This window comes from Ruegeria lacuscaerulensis (assembly GCF_013033355.1).
In the GTDB taxonomy this organism is placed as follows: domain Bacteria; phylum Pseudomonadota; class Alphaproteobacteria; order Rhodobacterales; family Rhodobacteraceae; genus Ruegeria; species Ruegeria lacuscaerulensis_A.
This window is the reverse complement of sequence record NZ_WQDY01000001.1, coordinates 68,476-87,519: the sequence shown is the minus strand read 5'-3', so window position 1 is coordinate 87,519 and position 19,044 is coordinate 68,476. Positions and strand designations below refer to the sequence as shown.

The following is a 19,044-nucleotide window of genomic DNA, read 5'->3' as shown; positions in this document are numbered from 1 at the left end:
GGGCTACCACCCCCGGCGGCCAAACAGGGCCTGCAGGCGGTTCTGCCCTGCAAAAGGATCAACACGCTGTGGCGCTTTCAGGCCGGACACAACGCGGCGCACAAGCACCCAACAGACCAAAGCGAATATGACCCCACCAAAGGCTTGGCCCAACAACACTCCCGGTGCTCCGGCAACATATGCGCCCGCGACTGCAAACGGCCACGTCCCCAGTGTATGCCGTCCCCAATTCACCCAAGTGGAATAAATGGGGTGCCCCAGATTGTTAAAGCTGGCATTGGAGACAAAGATCACGCCGTTGAAAAACGACGCCAGCGCCAACGGCCCACAAAACAAGTAGATCAAAGACCGCGTCTCTTCTTGCGCTTGAAACAGATCGGCGATGGGCGCGCGCAGCACGAACAAAACTGCGGCCATCAACAGGACGTAGACGCCGGTAAATTTCACCCCTGCCAGAAAAGTTTCCTTGACGCGATCGTACTGCCCGGCCCCAAAATTCTGACCGACGATTGGACCAATGGCCCCCGACAACGCAAACACGACTGAAAACGCAACAGGCATCAGCCGCGCGATGATTGCCATGCCCGCCACGGCATCTGTTCCGAATTGAGCGACTTCGCGTATGACAATAGCGTTGCCCACAGGTGTTGCGATATTGGTCAGCACCGCAGGTACGGCGATGCCGCGCACCGCCTGGAAATCCTGGGCGACTTGCCGCATCGAAGGCCGCGCAAAAGCGCGGTGTACCCTGATCGCCGGCCCAAGCGCAAAAACCAACATACAGAGACGGGCGATCACCGATGCAATAGCCGCACCGTCCAGTCCCAACCCGACAGCAAAGATCAGAATCGGATCCAGCACGGCATTTGCTACTCCGCCATAAATCGTCGCCATCATGGAACGACGCGCATCTCCATGGGCACGCAGAACAGCCATACCCGCCATGGCCAAAGCCATGACCCACATCGTTGGCAGAATTATCGAAACATAGCGTGCAGCCAGCCGTAGGACCTCGCCCTCTGCCCCCAGCAGTGAGAGGAAAAAGCTGAGATTGAACAGGACAATCCCGGATACCAGAATCCCGAACATGACCCCCAGCATGGCGACGCTGGTGGCGTAATGGCGGGCACGATCGCCCCGACCGCCACCAAGTTCGCGAGCGACAAGCGCCCCGGCCGCGATGGACAGGCCCACGTTGACGGAATTGGTGAAGAACAACAGCGTTCCCGCATATCCCACCGCCGCAGCCAACGCATCATTCCCGAGCATCGCGATGAAAACCATATCCACAAAATCGACAGCGAAAATGGCCATCAAGCCAATACTTGTGGTCAAGGACATGCGTGTCACATGCCGCATGAGGCTGCCTGTCAAAAAGACCGCCCTACCGGACGCTTGATTTGCCATTGGATTTCCCGCCCCCATTTGTTGTCATACAGAGACAACGCACAACCGATCTGAGCAACCCGAAATTGACCGTTGCATCGCTGAAACCAGTGCCCGTTAACTCCGTGCGATCAAATGGTCGGCCAGACGCAGCGATAATTGCACGATGGTGAAAGTGGGGTTCGCCTGTCCACATGTCGGAAATACACCAGAACCCGCGACGTAGAGATTAGTGGCCCCATGCACTTTGCAATCAGAATCCACGACCCCGGTTTCAGCCGTCGCAGACATCCGCGCCCCGCCCATGTGATGGTTTGAATAGCCCAGCCCGATCTCTTCAACTGGCGCTAAGTCCCAAAGCTCAGGCACCATCCGCATCCGCCCCAGTCCATTTCGGATCAAGAACTTAGCCGCCTCACCTGCCGAACCGCGCATGGTTTCGATATCTTTGTCAGTGAATTGCAGATCAAGCCCAACAACATTCAGCCCAAAGCGATCACGTTGTTCGGTCAGAACGATACGGCTGTCCATATTGGGCTGTTGTTCGCCCGTAACGAAACAATCACCCGTAAAGAAATAGTCCTGATCGTAGGTCAGCCCCTTGATGAACTCAGAATCCCCTACCAGCGCTTTCGCAATCGGACGCTGTTTCAGACGTTCCAGCCTGACGCTGGAATTCAACCAGCCATTTGCCATCATTGTCTCTTGGCTGGGACTTAACATCAGTTCCGGAACCGAGCGACGCAGAAGGCGTTCGAACTCCCATGACGCTGAATGAGAGTATAGGCGCTTGGTGATAAAGTAGGCACCAAACACGACAATCGGGTGCTCCATGAAACAGCGACCGACCATGTCATTCTGATTGCCAAACCGGTTGTTTTCCTGCGCATTCAAATGCAGCAACATACGGCTGTTTTCAACGCCACCCATCGCCAGCACGAAGGTGTCTGCCTGAACTTTTCCTTCACCTTCAGCATAGTTTCGAACATGTGCTTGAGTGACGTTGCCGCTGTCGCCATCAACTGTGAAGCCCACGACGTTGGCATTCAGGACCAGATCAATGTTCTCCGAAGTCTCCAGATCCGACAAGTATTTGGTTCCAAAGCGGGCTGCTTCGTCATCACGCACGTCATAAAACTCGCGATCCGAACTGAACCTTTGCTCGACGATGTCGATTTGTCCGGTTTCGTCTGCTGGTTTGCGAAGTCGAGGGCCGAATTTACCCGTGCCCAACATACGTTCTGCGCCCGCCTGATAAGGCTGCAGGTCATCAAAGCCGATAGGCCAACCACTCAGTGGCACATCTTCACGAGGCAAAAAGTCAAAGGGATCAAGCATAGGGCAACGGCCATACCATGCAGACGTCGACCCACCCAAGGCCCGCATGCGCGTGGCAGAAAGAGATCCGTACTCAACGCCCAGATCCTGACCTTCGTAAAGGTCTTGCGACTCTGACTCGATGTCCCTGTCACCGGCCTCTAGTACAAGCACCCGTTTGCCCGCCTCGGCCATTTTTAATGCCAGCGACAAACCCGCCGGCCCCGAACCTATGACACAGCAATCATACGTCCCGTCGAGGTTTGGAATTTCGGAACGCGCATCAAGGATCACGACGCTTCTCCTGCGCCGGGGTCACTTTCATCCAGCAGCCATCCGTCGACCAGAGTCAGTCGCGGCTCTGGCACCTGTGGAAGGGGATTGTCTTTAAGTTTCATCAAGCCGATCCGCGCGACTGGCACCACCGCAACCGCAGAAAGAAGCATCGCAAGGACCCGCCGACGGCTGGAAAATAGATTCATTTCAGTCACCGCAAACTAGAAAACTCATTCACACTACGAAGACCTGACACGGGTAAAGCAAACACCCGAGGGCCACATGTCATCAATGCTAGGCGGAACACACCAGAATTTCAAATATTTCCATACTACGCCGGATTGGGCGATGTTTCGGAGGGCGCGCATATCTGGGAAATCTGTTCTTACGTAGGCAAAAAGCCGGTGGGTGTGCCTGCCGTTAAGCCTGATTTCGGCGCACATCCGAAACCGACTTTTGCAGTGCCACGATCAGTGCATCGCGTTCTCGCGACAGGGCCGCAGGCGGCATTCCCTGTGTTTGCGCTTTTATCCCTGCGGTCAGCTGCTGCCTTACATCATCTGTCAAATAGACCTGACCCAGATCATCCCACCACCGGTTGAAGGTCTGGGAAAAATGATCGCAAAACGCATCCAACCCACCATCGCCCGCGCCAAGGTTGAACAGCATTGTCGGCCCCATCGCCGCCCATCGCAGGCCCGGCCCGGCCCAAACAGCTTTGTCCACATCCTCGACCGACGCGACGCCCGATATCACAAGATGGATAGCCTCGCGCCACAAAGCCGCCTGCAGGCGATTGGCGACGTGACCCGGGACTTCCTTGTTCAGGCGAATGGTGGTCTTACCCAAACTCTCGTAAAACCGCTGGGCGGTTTCGACCACTCCCGATGTCGTCCTGTCATTTCCCAACACCTCGACCAAGGGGATCAAGTGCGGAGGATTGAACGGATGCCCCAGAACAAACCGAGAGGGGTCTCTCCAGCCAGATTGCATCTGGCTTAACGTCAAACCGGACGCCGAGCTGGCAACGATTGCATGCGCTGAAAGCGAAGGTTCAATACTGGCAAAGGTCGCGTGTTTGACCTCTAGCCTTTCGGGGACGTTTTCCTGAATAAAATCTGCGCCTTCAACGGCTGCTGCCGGGTCTGTGCAAAAGGTGATCGCGTTAGGCCCGACGGTTTCAGTCAAGCCAAGCGCGGCCAGCGTCGGCCACGCTTCTTCGATATAGGCGCGAACCTTACCTTCGACATCCGGAGCGGGATCATAGATCGCGACCGAGCGGCCAGAGGCCAGAAAAAGCGCCGCCCAACTGGCACCGATGACGCCACCGCCAAGACAAGCCGTATGTTTAACATCCATCAAAACAGCCCCGGATTGAGTGGGGAGGCAGCGGTCATGCCGCCGTCCACTGTGAACAATTGCCCTGTTGCGAACCCGGCCTCGTCCGAGGCCAGCCAAAGGGCCATGGATGCGATATCTTCGGGTTTGCCAAAACGGCGCATCGCGTGCCGGGTCAGCGCATCTTTTCGCGCGGCATCCGGATCGCCAGCCAAATCGAAACCGGCGTCGAGCATTCCTGTCTCGATCCACCCCGGGCAAATCGCGTTACAGCGAATGCGCGGGCCGTGATCCACAGCAATGGACCGTGTCAACCCATGCACAAATGCCTTGGACGCATTGTACAGCGCCATAGACGGATCAGCGACATGGCCAGAAATAGAACCAATATTGATAATCGAACCGCCCTCGGGCATGCGGGGGATGTAAGCGCGGCAGAGATTGAATACGCCCCGGCAATTTGTCCCTATGACCGCCTTCCAATCCGCGTCCGTACTGTCCGCGACAGTCTTTTCCACCTGCACACCGGCGTTATTTACCAGAATATCCGTACCGTCGGTTGTGAAGGCCAGTTCCGCAACGGCAGCAGCATCGGTTACGTCCAGCGTGTACCAGATCACCTCCTTGCCCAGATCTGTCGGACGGGTACCGCGACCACACGTGGTGACAGCTGCGCCTTCGCGAACAAACGCCTCGACGATCCCGCGCCCGATACCCTGCCTACCGCCTGTCACCAGCGCTCTTTTACCAGCCAAACGCATCACTATTCTCCTGAACTGCTTTGCAAGGCGGCGTCTATCCCTACCGCAACCCCGCTTGTCGACGGCATGCCCGGTTCGTCCCTAAGATCAGGGGCCGTCATAACTTCATCTGCTGAACCTGAGCGCTCAAGCCCCCGTCCAAGACCCAAAGCTGTCCGCTGGCGTAACGCGCCTCGTCCGAGGCCAGCCAATTCACGAGGTTTGCGATATCATCAGGTGTGCCATAGGTCCGCATCGGGTGGACGTCGCGAACCGCCTGCTGCAACTGGTCGATCGACTTGCCACCTCCGCCTGAACCGTCACCCGAGAAAAAGCTCTGCAACATCGGAGTGTCGACATAGCCCGGGCAAATCGCGTTCACGCGAATGCCTTCAGGGCCGTGATCGCAGGCCATGGCCCTAGTCAACGCATGAACCGCGCCTTTGGTCGCACAATAAGCAGCCAGACCGGGGTCGGCTATAAAGCCGTCATAGCTGCCGAAGTTGATGATAGACGCCGTGGTTCCCTGTGCTGCCTTACGCATCAGCGGCAGCGCGTGTTTCGATGTCAAAAATGTCCCGGTGACATTGACCGCAAACGACAGGTTCCACTCTTCCAGTGTCGTTTCCTCGATCGTCTTTTCAATCTCGATCCCTGCCGCGTTGACCAGAATGTCCAACTGTCCAGATTCTGCCCCGACCTTCTGCATCGCCGCGACCGCGTCAGCTTCTTGCGTGACGTCGAGTGTTATGAAGATGCTGCCATCTTCATTATGTTTCGCCAGCGACCCCTCGGGTGAAAGATCTGCAGCGTAAACGCGGGCCCCTTCGCGCAGGAAACGCGAAACGATGGCGCGTCCGATCCCCCCGCGTCCGCCGGTGACCAAAGCGGTTTTGCCTTTCAGCATCATTCACTGTTCTCCTTTCGGGGCGGGTACCGATATCTTGCGGCGGCCGCAGTCCAGTCCATATGATTACGGACGTATTCCTGCGTCGCGTCGCGCCGAGGCGTATAGTCCCACGCTTCGCAGGCACCGGCCTCCATTGCGGCGTGTAGGGCACGTCGCGATTTCTGGGTCGCGATCACATCCTTACGCAACGCCTCGCTGTCCCAGCGATGGGCGACCTCGGCCGCAAAAGCCCTGGCTTGTTTGATGTAGGCAGGGTCATTCGCGACGTTCGTCCGTTCACCGGGATCCTGTTCCAAATCATACAACTGCGGCGGATCGGGGTCACAATGAATGTACTTGAGCGCCCCCCGACGGATCATGAATACAGGATAGGGCGTCATCTCGGCGCAGTACTCGCCGATGGCCTCATCCACCGTGTCGACCTGCCCTCGCGCCAGAGACATCAACGATCGGCCATCAATCGGTTCGCCCAGAATGGCATCTGTTCCACCGGCAATATCAATGAAGGTCGGCAACAGATCCACCAAAGAGCACGCACTCGCGGCCGCCCCACAAGCGATCTCTGGCCCCGCCATGATCAGCGGCACCCGTGCCGAGTGTTCAAAGAAGTTCATCTTGTACCAAAGCCCGCGCTCGCCCAGCATGTCGCCGTGGTCTGCGGTCACGATGACGATTGTGTTGTCGCGTTCTCCGATATCTTCCAGCGCCTTGATGATGGCACCGACTTTGCTGTCGAAATAGCTGACATTTGCCAGATAAGCGCGGCGTGCACGACGAACCTCCTCATCATTCAACGGCACATAGCTTGCTTCGATCCCGTCCATCACGCGGCGTGAGTACGGATCCTGCTCCTCTGGTGTAAGCGTGTAATCCGGCATCGGAACGTCCAGGTCCGAGTACAAGTTCCACCATTCGGGTTTTGCCACATAGGGATCGTGCGGGTGGATGAAACTTGCGACCATGCAAAACGGCGCGGCATCCCCCGCGGCCCGATCCCTGCCCCGATCAATCAGCCATCGACGAGCTGCAAATTCGACCTCGTCATCATAGTCTGTCTGGAAGGTTGCGATGGCCACGCCGCTTTCTTTGACGGTTTGCATGTTGTGGTACCATTTGTCGATCCGTTCATCCGGAGCCTCCCAATCCGGCGTCCAGGCGAAATCAGCCGGATAGATATCGGTCGTCACCCGATCCTCGAACCCGTGTTTCTGGTCGGGGCCGACAAAGTGCATTTTACCGGACAGGCAAGTCCGATATCCCAGCGCCTTTAGGTAATGCGCAAAGGTGGGGACCGAAGCTTTGAACTCGCTGGCATTGTCATAGGCTGCAATCCGGCTGATCAGTTGTCCCGACATAAATGCGAACCGCGACGGCGCGCACAGCGGAGAATTGCAATACGCCGCATCGAACCGCATCCCCCGAGCCGCCAACGCATCAATATGAGGTGTCTTCACCGTCGGATGGCCATAAGCGCCGCAAAAATGCGGTGCTAGCTGATCGGCCATGATGACGACGATATTGGGCCGCCTCACGGCGCAACCATTTCATAGGCGTCCAGCACAAGACCATGAAAATGGTGAACCGCATGCTCGGATTTACCCGATCCGCTGGGGTCGTGAACGATCCGCCCCTGCGAGAAAGCCGGGGTATTCATGCCGCGCTGCACACTTTCAACAATATCTATGTCTTCGCGCTGCAGTACTTCGTCAAGATAGCGGATCGCTTCAAGCTCCATATCGTCAGGCTCAGGAGTTTCCAAAAAGAAGTCATAGGTTTCCAGCGTGCGATCAGGGCCTACCGGGATAACGTTCAAGACAATCATCGACGATCTTCCCGGATAGCGCATCAGGCAGGTCGTGGGCCACAACCACCAGACCGCATGCGTACGAACGGTCGCGTTGGACACGTCATAGGCCGAGTTTGCGCCCTTGCCCGCCTCTGCCATATGGCTGGAATAGATCCCGTAGGTCGTGACCTTGTAGGTGTCCATGTCGACCAGGTCACAGAAATCTTTGTGTGCAGTCGGACAATGATAACACTCAAGAAAGTTGTCGACGACATTCTTCCAGTTCGACTTGATGTCATAGGTCAGTCGATGACCAAAAGTCAGATTATCGATATCGGGCGCCCAATGGCGGATTTCAGTCTGCAGATCGCCAGAGACCTCGGATAACGGGCGCGCCCCGGGGTCGAGGTTCACAAAGATAAAACCGGCGAACTCTTCCACTCCAACTTGGTCCAGGCAGATATCCGCAGTATCGAAACCTGTCAGGCTTTCGGTCTCGGGCGCCCGAACAAGCTGACCGTCCAGTTTATAGACCCATGCATGATATGGGCACATGATGCGCGTCGTTTCGCCTTCGCCGGTTAACAAGTGATGCGCCCGGTGTTTGCAGACGTTATAAAACGCACGCAATACCCCCTGACGATCCCGAACCACCGCAATCGGTCGGCCTGCAATCTCAGTCGTCAAATAAGATCCCGGTCGACGCAGCTTTTCGACATGACACACCCATTGCCATGTCTTCGCAAGAATCGCTGCCACATCTGCCTGGTACCAACGAGGATCCACATAGGCGTCAGCTTTGAGCGAGCTTGAGTTGAACGGATCGGGGCTAAAGCCTTCACAAATCGTATCAAATTGCGCTTTTGAGGGTAGCTCGCTCATCGTTCTCTCCGCGAAATCGGGCCGTAAATTGGCCCGCCAATTGGGTCATCAGGCTCATGATCCGTGGAAAAAACACTTTTTCCTTAACTTTTTTTGCCATATTTTTTATTTTTTTAGCCATCTCGGTCCTTGGGATTTCTGTGCATTGGCCAAGCACGAAATTCAAATGGCACCCTGCCTTCGACCCTATCCACGCTGGGTGGCAAGCCAAACCTGTCTTTGTATGACCTGCTGAAATGCACCTGGCTGGCAAAGCCTGATGCAATGGCAATCTCGGCCAAGGGAAGGCGCGTCTGCGTCACAAGGCCCCGCGCCCGATCAAGACGGATATCCCGGTAATACAAGGCTGGTGTCTTTCCGACATGAACCGCAAACAAGCGATCGAGTTGCCGATGCGAGATACCGACGACTTTGCATATTTCGGGCACAGGCAATGGGTCTTCCAAATTTGCCTCCATAGCCTGAATTGCTAGACGCAGTTTCGCTGGAACCGTTGCCCCCAGCGGCTCGGCGCCGTCGGGTTGCTGCCTGTTGGCCGGGCCGCGTAGTGTGTCGTGGAACACGTACCGGGCCGCCGCATTGGCAAGCGCGCTTCCATGCAGACCCTGTAACACTTGCAACCCCAGATCGACCGAAGCCCCGCCACCACAGCATGTGATCCGGTTGCCGTCCAAAACAAACAAGTTCTCGACAACTTCCACGTCGGGGAAAAGCTCTTGGAACGCGTCGATATGTTCGTAATGCACTGTCGCCTTACGCCCCCGTAGCAACCCTGCCTGGGCAAGAATGAATGCTCCAGTATCCAGCGCGATCATACTCGCGCCTCGACGCGCCCAATTCCTAAGCGCCTTTTCGGTGCGATCGGTCGCATGCTTTTCCGGGGCCCAACTGGCCGATACGACAACGATGTCCACTTCGGATGCAGCGACCTCGCTCAAGGCGCGTGTCCAGATTGAGGCCCCGTTGCTGGACGTGCAGGATCCTCCGGCTTCGGACGCAAATTCCCATTTGAAATGACCCGAGCCGTCGAGGTAATTCGCCGCCCTCAGCGGATCGATAAAACCCATTGTTGTCGCGATGTTGAAACTGGGCGCGACGACGACCAAAACCCGCGTTTCTTGCAGCATGGTATCAGCCATTCAGGAGCTCCCGCCTCATATTCCCTAAATTCGAACATGATGGGTTTTGTGACCGCAGTGCAAGACCGCTGCGCCTCGCCCGCCGCAGAGATGGATCGCGGCAGTCTTACGGCCCCATTTCGACGTCAGCCGGCTATCTTTCCTTGAATGCGCGATCCAATGTTGTCTGGACCGGCTTGAGAAGATAGGCCAGCAACGTCTGTTCTCCGGTTTTCATTTCGGCAACCACGGTCATCCCTGCCTGCAGTGGTCGAGCGAAAGACCCGGTTCCGACCGACACCTGCGCCAACGCCAAAGAGGCGCGGAAATAGGTTTCGCCCGTTTTTTCATCTGTCAATGGCAAGGGGTAAATCGAGTTCAATTGCCCCTCGACTTTGCCAAAACGGCGCACGTCGAATGTGTCCACGCTGATCGACACCGGATCGTCGGCATTGACATGCCCGACCTCGGCATTCGGAATACGTGCCTCGACTATCAGCGCCTGTCTGGTTGGTAGGATCTCAAAGATGGTTTCTCCGGGCGCGATCACTTCTCCTAGGTTGGGAAATGCGACCGATTGAATAACTCCACGCGCTGGCGCAACGATGCGGAGCCCGGCGAGTTTACCCGCTACGATCTGTTGGGACACACGCAGACGATCTCGTTCCTTCTCTAATTCGGAAATCCGGGTGAGAACGTCATCACGCAAAGACAGTGTCTCTTCTTGCAATGTCGAACTTGCCAAGATGAGCGCACTTTGCGCCTCGGCAAGACGCACCGAAGCTGCAGATGCGGCTGAGCGTACCGCGTCGACTTCGTCTTCCTCTTCGAGATAATCGCTAAGCGACTTGAAACCTTGAGCCTGAAGCTGAGCATACTTCGCCAGAAGCTCCTCTTTCTTGACCACACGCCTATTGGCAAGGTCCGCCGCCTGCCGCAAAATATCCAGCGTTTCCTTTTGCTGCTCCAATGATGTTTGTTGGATTCTCTGACGTTCAAAGAACAGCTGCAATCTGGATGACGCCGTCACAAGCCCCTGAGCTTCGAGCGCTTTGATCTCGGACACGCTTGGAGGCACAGCCCTGTTGAGCATCGCAAGTACGGTCATCGCATTTTCCAGATCTCGCTGGATTGCCTCGATCTGTTCTGCAGCCAGATCCCTTTCTTGCGTCAGATCCGGATGCTCCAACTCTACCAGTACATCGCCTGCCTCAACTCTTTGACCGTTTCGGACGTGGACCTCTTTTACGATTCCACCATGTAGAGTTTCAATCTGCGGGTAGTCCCCAATTGGCATGATCGTACCCGGGGCGCGCGTGATCTGTGGCATCATTGTTCGCCCGGCTACCGTCACGAGGCCACAGATCATCAAAAAAAAGACCAAAGTCAAAAAAGCCGCAAAACGAGGAGGTTTTTTGCGCCTTCTTTCCACCGCCCTGGCCATCGGTCCCGGCTTGGTATTGGTGTATTCCTTACGTGTCATGATCGACCCTCAGCAGTTTTCAGAGCAGCTTGGATTTTCTTTAACCCGGCATCCCCTGTTGCATTTACAACGACCCTATCGCCGTTCAGAAAAACGAAACGGTCTGCAATGTTGAGGAACGAGCGGTCCGCGCTGGAAATGAGTATCGTTTTTCGCCCTCTTTGCTCCCAAACCCATCTTTTAAACCCGTCACGGCGCATGTCCGAAAGACCGTTTGTAGGCTCGGAGAACAGATAGACAGTAGACGGGCGCGCGATACTGCGCGCTAAGGTCAGCGCTTTGACGGTTTCATCTGACAATTGCGCCAGTGTCACGTCCGTCAGGCGCGTTTCCAGCCCCTTTGCCAACAACCCAGTGTCATTCAACAAGTCCATATGATCCAGGGCGGCAACGATTTCGGCATCCGAAAGCGACGAACATGCAAGACGGAAATTCTGCGCGACCGTACCGTAAAACAGAGACTTCTCATAAGGGGCGTAGGTGACTGACTTACGCAGCTCATCCCGCGCTATCTGACGAATGTCGATGCCATCATGTTCGATCGTACCGGCCAATGGCGTGTGCAGCCCGTCGATCAGATCCAAAACCGCAGTCCGGCTGGTAGCATCACTACTCATGAGCAAAACAATTTCACCCGGTTCGCAATTCAAACTGGCCTGCGACAAAATCGGGCCATTCAGCGGGTCCGGCCGATACGTAACCGAGGACAGTGAAATCGCTCCACGAAGTGTTTTTCGATGCGATTGGGCCAAACGCAGTTCCAATTCTTCCTGCAATCCCAGGACCCGGTCCGCCTGCGCTCGGCTGGAAACTGAATTTAACATCTGAGGGAAGCTGGCATACAAAGTCTGCACCGGAGTCAGCACCTTGGAAACCAGGGCTATGGCCGCAATCAAAGCGCCAAAACTCAGATCGGCAGTTACCGCCCCATGGGCGCTCAGGATGATTGAGCCGACGACCGTCAAAGCGGTCAAAATTTGCGCAAGCGACTGGGTAAACGCCTGAAATTGGCGGGCGCGACGGGCTGCGGCTTCGGCGACTCCGATCATTGGCGTCGAACGTCGCATCCATCTTTCCTGCAAGCCCAGGTTTGCAATTACTTTCTGATGAACGATCGCATCCTGCGCCAACGATTGGCCGACTTCAGCGGCCTCGGCAGCGGCGCGGTCCAAGTTGCGCTGACGCGGAATGGTAAGACAACCGACCAAAATGAACACGACAACCATGCCGAGACACAACAATCCGGCTTCGGGTGCGAGAAAGAACAGAAGGGTCAGAAAAATCAACACAAATGGCAAATCCAGAACGGCTGGCATCACCTGACCTGTGAAAACTTCTCTCAAAGATTCGAATTGGCGAAATCGAGTCAATTGCTGCGTCACATCTGACTTTTGCAGCTGGCTAAGCGGAAGGGACATCAGTTTTTGAAACAGGGCGATCATCAACTGACGCTCACCGTGCCATCCGACGTAAGCAAGCGCGCGAGATCGCGCAAGACGGAAGGCGAAATCCGATATTCCGATTATGGCGACACCGACTGCCAATGAAACCAACATATCAATGGATCCCGACGGAATGACACGATCATAGATCGCCATGATCAACAATGGAGTCAGCAGGCCCAAAACGTTTGTAAGCAGCGACGTAACCAACAACCAAGGCAGCATCGCGCGCATACCCGCGAAAGCCGAACGTACAGATGTAAATTTCTTCTCCGATATCCCTGGTGTCGCGGTTTGCAACTTGATTACGGTGCAAAGGCCTGAACCTGGAAGATAGTGACGCAGGTCGGGGTTTTGGCTGTCACTGACCCTGATCGTCCGCGCGGAACGCCCAAGGGCAATGTAACACCCGCCGGACTTGGGAAAGACAAGCGCGGGACATTCTTGATCAGTTATCTCGCTTTCCCTGCACCTGACTCTCCAGAAAGGAATATTCAGGTTGCCAAGCGCTTCTATTATGTCGTCGCGGTGCAGTTCGGACGACAAATGAGGGAACGCTTCGGCAATAGTGTCCTTTCCATTTTTCCAACCCTCCGCCAATAGAAGTCGTTGTAGAAGTCCCCTTGCGCTTTGCGGGCTTAGACTTGTCATGCCGCCCCCCGTTGTTTAAGCAGCGCGGCCTGGCGATCCAGCTCTGCATCATCCCTCCAAGACGTGATCTCGTCAGACAGCTTTGCCTTTAGATGAACGACCTGATCTGCCAGTTGTCGTAAGCGCGGGTCCGGACTGGACAAAACAATAGTCGGCCGCGGCGCAAGGGTTCTTAAACAATCCGCCAAAGCCTGGCGTTCTGGTGTGTCCAGAGCCGCCGACGGCTCATTCATGAGCAAAATTTTGGGTTGCAACGCCAATGCCCGTGTCAAAGAAACCAAGTGACGGTTGACTGGGTCTTTCTCGAAACTTGTTCGCGCAGTCATGACGGTGTTGTACCCTGCGGGGAGCCGGTGAATGCGTTTTTCCAATCCCAACGCAGCAGCAAACTTTTTCGCCTTCTCAACGACTTGCGCGTCCCCAAATGCGCTCAGGTTTTCAAGTAAAGTGCCTGAAAACATTGCAGGGTCCGCCTCAAGCACGATCGTCGCGCCCTGCCCTTTTTGATTGACACGTTTGGCCCCGGAAAAGCCATCGATCAAGACCTCTCCGTTCGAGGGAAGCCGTTGACCAGAGATCGCATCGAAAACGTAGTCAACCATCCAACTCTGTTCGGCTTCCAACAAAACGCAACCAGAGGGTGGTACTAAAAAACTTACCGGAGCCATGAGTGCGCCTGTACTATCCGTGCGCTCGACAGCCATCTCGCGCACCGAAATTTGCCCCAGTATTTCAGGTACTTGGCCAGAAGGTATTTCGTTGACTTCCAACTCCTCCATGTCATTTAACCGCCCTCGTGCAACCGAGACATTTTCGGATTGAACCCACAATGTCATCAACTTGTTCAAAGGCTGGATGATACGACCATTCAACAACATACAGGCTGCAAGCTCGGCAATGCCTATATGGTTCTGGATGACGAGGCAGGCCCCCCAAAGCCCCATTGCCGCGACCATCATTTGTGAAAAAATCGCTCCGAAACTCTGTGCAATCCCCGCAAATTGGATTAATTTGTTACTAATATTTACGGTTTGCTCTTCGAGCATTTCAAACCGGCGCGCCATCTGCGGTTCCATCCGGTTAGCTTTTACAGTCTGCACGTTGGACAGAGTTTCTAACAAAAAGGCGTATCTTCGGGCGTCCAGAGATTTGCGCCGTTCGAACAACACCCACTGAGCGCGCTTCATCACAAAGGCAAAACCAAGCACGATGCAAAACGCGCCGAGAGGAACAAGAAACAGCCAGCCTCCGATCAACCCGATCAACACCGCGAACAACACAGTAAAGGGTAAATCAATAGAAAGCGTCTGGCTTTGCCCTGATTGATAATCCCTCAACTGATCAATGGCGGCAAACCGTTCAAAATAAGTGCTGTCAGTATTTTGCGAAAATGACCGGGTGTTCGCATTTAGAACCTGTTTCAAAAACCGCCGACGGTTGCCTATCGCCGTGCCTTCGGCGGTGCTGGTCAGCATAATTGTTCTGCACTGGCGCAAAACAAGTTCTGCCGCGGCGCTGATGATCAATACGACGGTTAGTACCCGCAACGTATCTGTGGATTGAAACGGAATAATCCGATCGAAGATCATCAGAATGGACAAGGGCATCAGAAGCGCCAGAACATTCAACGAAAACGATGCAGCCCAGATTGGCAATCCAAATCCAGATCGGGACAAATTTCCAGCAAGCGGTTGCGGTTCCATGATGCACTATCACCCTTTCCTGTCCCAGAAGGTTGCGCGACCGCCGCTTTAGGAATGGTAAAGAACCCAGATGCCGTCGTGAATAATTTCCTTTAAATTGCAGATATTTATGAAACCTATCTGTAGCACCCTTCATGATATCTATCGTTCGGACCGACAGATGAATCGAGGTAGCGCAATGAACAAATCCACACACGAAATTTCAAGTTTCGCGCAATCCCAGCTGTCAGAGACGGAAGAAAAAGAGGAATTCGCGGCGCAGTTTTCCCATGGGACACCGCAGGTTTCGAATGATCCCACCCGATCCGCACTGCACACGGGTGAAGACCGGGCAGGTTCCCTTGAGACGCGGCTCAGACCAGACGGCGCACCGGGCGGCCAGCCTGGGCGGGTTCATTCCGTGCAGGAACAGGCGCCTTACAAAAGCAACGCCGCACCCGAAACAGAACAAACCGTGGATCAAACTTTGGCAACCGGGCCAACGGCCGATACGAAACCGAAGGCGGAAGCGCAACTTGGGCCAGATACCGGGGATCACACCGCGCGATTCGAAATTCAAAGCAATACGCACGAAACACATCAAACGGTCGAGTATGATTCAGGACCAACTCCCTTCGTGCCCTCCCCCTTAAATCCAGGCACTCCGAGTGATAACTTCGTCACTTCCACTGAGGATGAAAATGACGCCCCCGAAGAAATCCTGTTGGATGCCCTAGAAGTCAGTGAGAACGCCGCCGGAGCTGTGGTGGGAACACTGACGGTCGTAGATCCTGATACATCAGACACGCATTCAATTCATGTGTCCGACGACCGGTTCGAGGTTGTGGGCGGACAGCTACAACTGAAACCCGAAGTGACCTTGGATCACGAGGAGGCAGCCCAGATCGAGGTCGAAGTCACCGTTACGGATTCAGGCGGCCTGACACTCACAGAACGATTCACCGTCGAAGTATTGGACGTCAACGAAGCGCCCGACACTATCAAGTTAGACGGCGTTGCTGTCGCGGAAAACGCGGCAGGCGCAATTATTGGAGCTCTTACGGTTACCGACCCAGATGCGGATGATAACTACAACATCAGTGTTTCCGATGACAGATTCGAAGTGGTCGACGGAGTTCTGCAGTTAAAGCCCGGCGTTTCATTGGACTACGAAGACGCCGCCCAGGTCGAAGTCAACGTGACCGCGACGGACACCGGCGGGCTAAGCCTGACCGAGAGCTTCACAATCGACGTTCAAGACATTAACGAAGCACCCCAAGATGTGACCCTGGACAACCACTCGGTCGCAGAAAACGCCGCTGGAACTGTGATTGGAAATCTATCGACGCTGGATCCCGACATCAAAGAAGACCATGCTTATCACGTCTCGGACGACCGGTTTGAGGTGGTTGATGGTGAGCTTCGGCTAAAACCAGATGTACAGTTCGACCACGAAGAGACTGACCAGATCGAGCTGCAAATCACAACTACAGATTCTGGTGGCCTGAGTACAACGAAAGACTTCGTCATCTCCATTGAGAACATGAATGAAGGTCCTGAAAACCTGACCCTCAGCATCAACACAGACAATCTGGTTTCCAACGGCAGCTTTGAAGAATTCGACCTCGATCAAGGAAGGTGGCGTGGATTTAACAATGACCCGTCGGGGTCTTGGACGGATTCACACGGCATCGAAATCTGGGACCAGTTCGGCGGCACCAAAGCCTCGGATGGCGACCAATTGATGGAATTGGACCACGGTCACGGCGTAGACAGTATTTCGCAAGTGATCCAAACAGTGGACGGCCAGCTTTATGATCTGGGGCTGGACCTTCGCGAGCGGCTTGCCGGCGGCACCGATACGGTCGAAGTCTATTGGAACGGAAACCTCGTTGCCGAGTTGGATCCCCAGTCATCGGATTGGGAGACGTTTCAACTACAGGTCGTCGGGACAGGACAGGATACGTTGGAGCTCCGCGAACCCGAGGGTCAGAACGACAGCTACGGGGCCTTGATCGACAACATCACCCTGACGGCGGCCATGCAAACGGTTGCCGAAAATGTCGCCGGAGCCATTGTCGGAAAAATCAGTTTTGACGACCCCGATCAAGGGGACACTCACCGGTTCGAAGTATCGGATGACCGATTTGAAGTCGTCGACAACCTTCTGCGCCTAAAAAAAGGTGTTTCGTTGGATTTCGAGGAAGCCGCCTCTGTTAGTGTCGATGTAACAGTGATTGACGCGGGAGGGCTGAGCCAAACCGTCAACTATCAAGTGAACGTCGCCGATATGCCCGACGTCTCGGTATCCAGTGGTTTCAGCGTTAAATTTTTTGGAACCACCTCCCAAGACGGTCTGAGGGACGTCGACTGGAACGCTGCTCCGGTCCATACAGAAGTTGTTTCGACCACCGACTTTGGACAGGTCCCTCACCAGGACAGCAGGTCAAACGATGCATTCGGCATCGAAGTTTCTGGCAATATTGACGTTGAAGAAGGCGGACTTTTTACATTCCATCTGGATGACCACAACTCAGCGACACTGGTTGTCGACGGCGTGACTGTCATTCCGAATGGCTCTGCGCAAACAGGCGAAATCGACCTTGCGCCCGGCACGCATGTAATTGAAGTTCGAAATGTCGGCACACCCGGTGCCGCAGGGCCAACCCTGGAATGGGAAGGCCCCGGTCTTGTTGGGCGACAGCCAGTCACGGCGCCGGACCTAGTGGATGCACAGACTGTATCGGGAATGCCGATTACCTTTGAAATCAGCGCAGGCGCCGTCGGCTTTACGGAAGAGTCTCACTTCGCGCTGAGTGATTTGCCAGAGGGCACACAGGTCGAGACAGAGTCCGGATCAGTGATTGCAGGCCCTGACGGCACCGTCGAACTGAGCGGCTGGAATGTGCAAGCTCTTATGATCACGCCTCCTGCAGAGTTTACGGGACCAGTGCAGGCAACGTTGCACCATTCCACCCCAACGGGTGGCAACACTAGCTATGATGGCGTGGAAATGATTGCTTTCGACGTTAATGCAGCACAACAAACCCTTCCATCGGCCCAAATATTTGGCGGTTTCACTGCGCGCTATTTTGACGTCGACCATAAACTGAAAAACTTAGACGACGTAGACTGGTCCGCAGACCCCAGCCATCAAGAGCTGATATCGGAAATAAATTTCGAAACCACCAAAGGCTCATTCTGGGCAGATGGGTCAAAAGACACTTTTGGCGCCCAGTTCGAAGGAAAAATTACGATCGAAGAAGGCGGGTCCTACACCTTTTTTGCCGGAGGGGACGACGGTGTCGCTGTCTATATCAATGGCGTCGAGGTAGTTGACAACGACGGTCGCCATGGGTTTCGAACCCGTTCTGGTGAGATCGAGCTCGAGACCGGAACGTATGACATCGAAGTCCGGTATTTCGAGAACCGTGGCCGAGCTGGTCTGAAACTGGAATGGGAAGGCCCCGACACCAACGGACGGGAATTCGTTCAAGCCGATGCCGGGACGACCATAGAGAAAGATGGCAGTTTCGAGCTTGGGATAGACCTTAGCCACGCGAGTCCGACAGCATCCGTTTCGCTGGAAGGTTTGCCCCCAAACACCATGATACTTAGTGGCGAAGACGCAGCCCTGTCAGATGGTGGCTCGGTAGAGCTTCAGGGGTGGAACCTGGACATGCTTGAGATTTCGCCTCCGCCAGGGTTTGAGGGCACGATAAAAGCCGAGATCACTGTCTCAGACAAAGGTTTCAATGGCGCAAATATTTCCTCGGAAACTCAGATTGATCTTGTTGTCGGGCAAGCTGACGATACAGAAGGCGCGATGATGCAGCAGGGGCAAGATCTGTCTAACCTGCTTCAAAGCGAAACAGACGAGTTACTGGCGTGGGATGCACACTCTTCTCCTGCGGACGATGGCGCCGAAACCGATGTCATGGCAGAGACTGTCCAGACCTCACCCGAAGCTGAGATCACCAGCATTCAAAGCGATGCCTACGAGCGTGTGGACTGGTGATATCCGAATATGGCC

At 55.0% G+C, this 19,044-nt stretch carries 13 protein-coding genes; 1 reads left to right on the top strand and 12 read right to left on the bottom strand.

All coding sequences use genetic code 11. The features are described from left to right. Positions 1-3: 3 nt before the first annotated feature. The 12 genes from GOW48_RS00390 to GOW48_RS00330 form a co-directional block, all read right to left on the bottom strand. Complete coding sequence (locus tag GOW48_RS00390; protein WP_234899398.1) at positions 4-1,341, bottom strand: MATE family efflux transporter; 1,338 nt, start codon at positions 1,339-1,341, stop codon at positions 4-6. Positions 1,342-1,503: 162 nt separating this feature from the next. Then, on the bottom strand, positions 1,504-2,997 hold the full coding sequence (locus GOW48_RS22695; protein WP_170750508.1) for a GMC oxidoreductase: 1,494 nt from the start codon (positions 2,995-2,997) through the stop codon (positions 1,504-1,506). Beyond that, a complete protein-coding gene (locus GOW48_RS00380; protein ID WP_170352707.1) occupies positions 2,994-3,185 on the bottom strand; it encodes a hypothetical protein in 192 nt (63 codons plus the stop codon). Before GOW48_RS00380 ends, GOW48_RS22695 begins: the two co-directional genes overlap by 4 nt. A gap of 214 nt (positions 3,186-3,399) precedes the next feature. After that, positions 3,400-4,338, bottom strand: coding sequence for a 3-hydroxyacyl-CoA dehydrogenase NAD-binding domain-containing protein (locus GOW48_RS00375; RefSeq protein WP_170750506.1), 939 nt, complete (start codon positions 4,336-4,338; stop codon positions 3,400-3,402). Next, positions 4,338-5,078: an SDR family NAD(P)-dependent oxidoreductase gene (locus GOW48_RS00370; RefSeq protein WP_170750504.1), complete on the bottom strand. Its 741-nt coding sequence runs from the start codon at positions 5,076-5,078 to the stop codon at positions 4,338-4,340. The genes GOW48_RS00375 and GOW48_RS00370 overlap by 1 nt, the downstream gene beginning before the upstream one ends. Positions 5,079-5,175: 97 nt before the next feature. Beyond that, entirely contained in the window at positions 5,176-5,967 is a 792-nt protein-coding gene (locus GOW48_RS00365; protein WP_170750502.1) for an SDR family NAD(P)-dependent oxidoreductase, read from the bottom strand. Further along, a complete protein-coding gene (betC, locus tag GOW48_RS00360) occupies positions 5,964-7,499 on the bottom strand; it encodes a choline-sulfatase (RefSeq protein ID WP_170750500.1) in 1,536 nt (511 codons plus the stop codon). Before betC ends, GOW48_RS00365 begins: the two co-directional genes overlap by 4 nt. Continuing rightward, positions 7,496-8,635: an aromatic ring-hydroxylating oxygenase subunit alpha gene (locus tag GOW48_RS00355; protein ID WP_170750498.1), complete on the bottom strand. Its 1,140-nt coding sequence runs from the start codon at positions 8,633-8,635 to the stop codon at positions 7,496-7,498. The genes betC and GOW48_RS00355 overlap by 4 nt, the downstream gene beginning before the upstream one ends. A gap of 113 nt (positions 8,636-8,748) precedes the next feature. After that, entirely contained in the window at positions 8,749-9,774 is a 1,026-nt protein-coding gene (locus GOW48_RS00350; RefSeq protein WP_234899399.1) for a GlxA family transcriptional regulator, read from the bottom strand. A gap of 133 nt (positions 9,775-9,907) precedes the next feature. Next, the gene (locus tag GOW48_RS00345) at positions 9,908-11,197 is read right to left on the bottom strand and encodes an HlyD family type I secretion periplasmic adaptor subunit (protein WP_269149592.1); all 1,290 of its coding nucleotides are present in this window, start codon (positions 11,195-11,197) and stop codon (positions 9,908-9,910) included. 35 nt (positions 11,198-11,232) lie between these two features. Next, positions 11,233-12,903, bottom strand: a complete 1,671-nt coding sequence (locus GOW48_RS00340; protein WP_170756396.1) for an ABC transporter transmembrane domain-containing protein — start codon at positions 12,901-12,903, stop codon at positions 11,233-11,235. Positions 12,904-13,325: 422 nt separating this feature from the next. Next, positions 13,326-15,032 carry an ABC transporter transmembrane domain-containing protein gene (locus GOW48_RS00330; RefSeq protein WP_269149588.1) on the bottom strand — a complete coding sequence of 569 codons (1,707 nt, stop codon included), beginning with the start codon at positions 15,030-15,032 and terminating at the stop codon, positions 13,326-13,328. Between the two features lie 178 nt (positions 15,033-15,210). On the opposite strand from GOW48_RS00330, the gene GOW48_RS00325 reads away from it, so the two are divergent. Further along, entirely contained in the window at positions 15,211-19,029 is a 3,819-nt protein-coding gene (locus GOW48_RS00325) for a PA14 domain-containing protein (protein WP_170750488.1), read from the top strand. Positions 19,030-19,044: the final 15 nt, after the last annotated feature.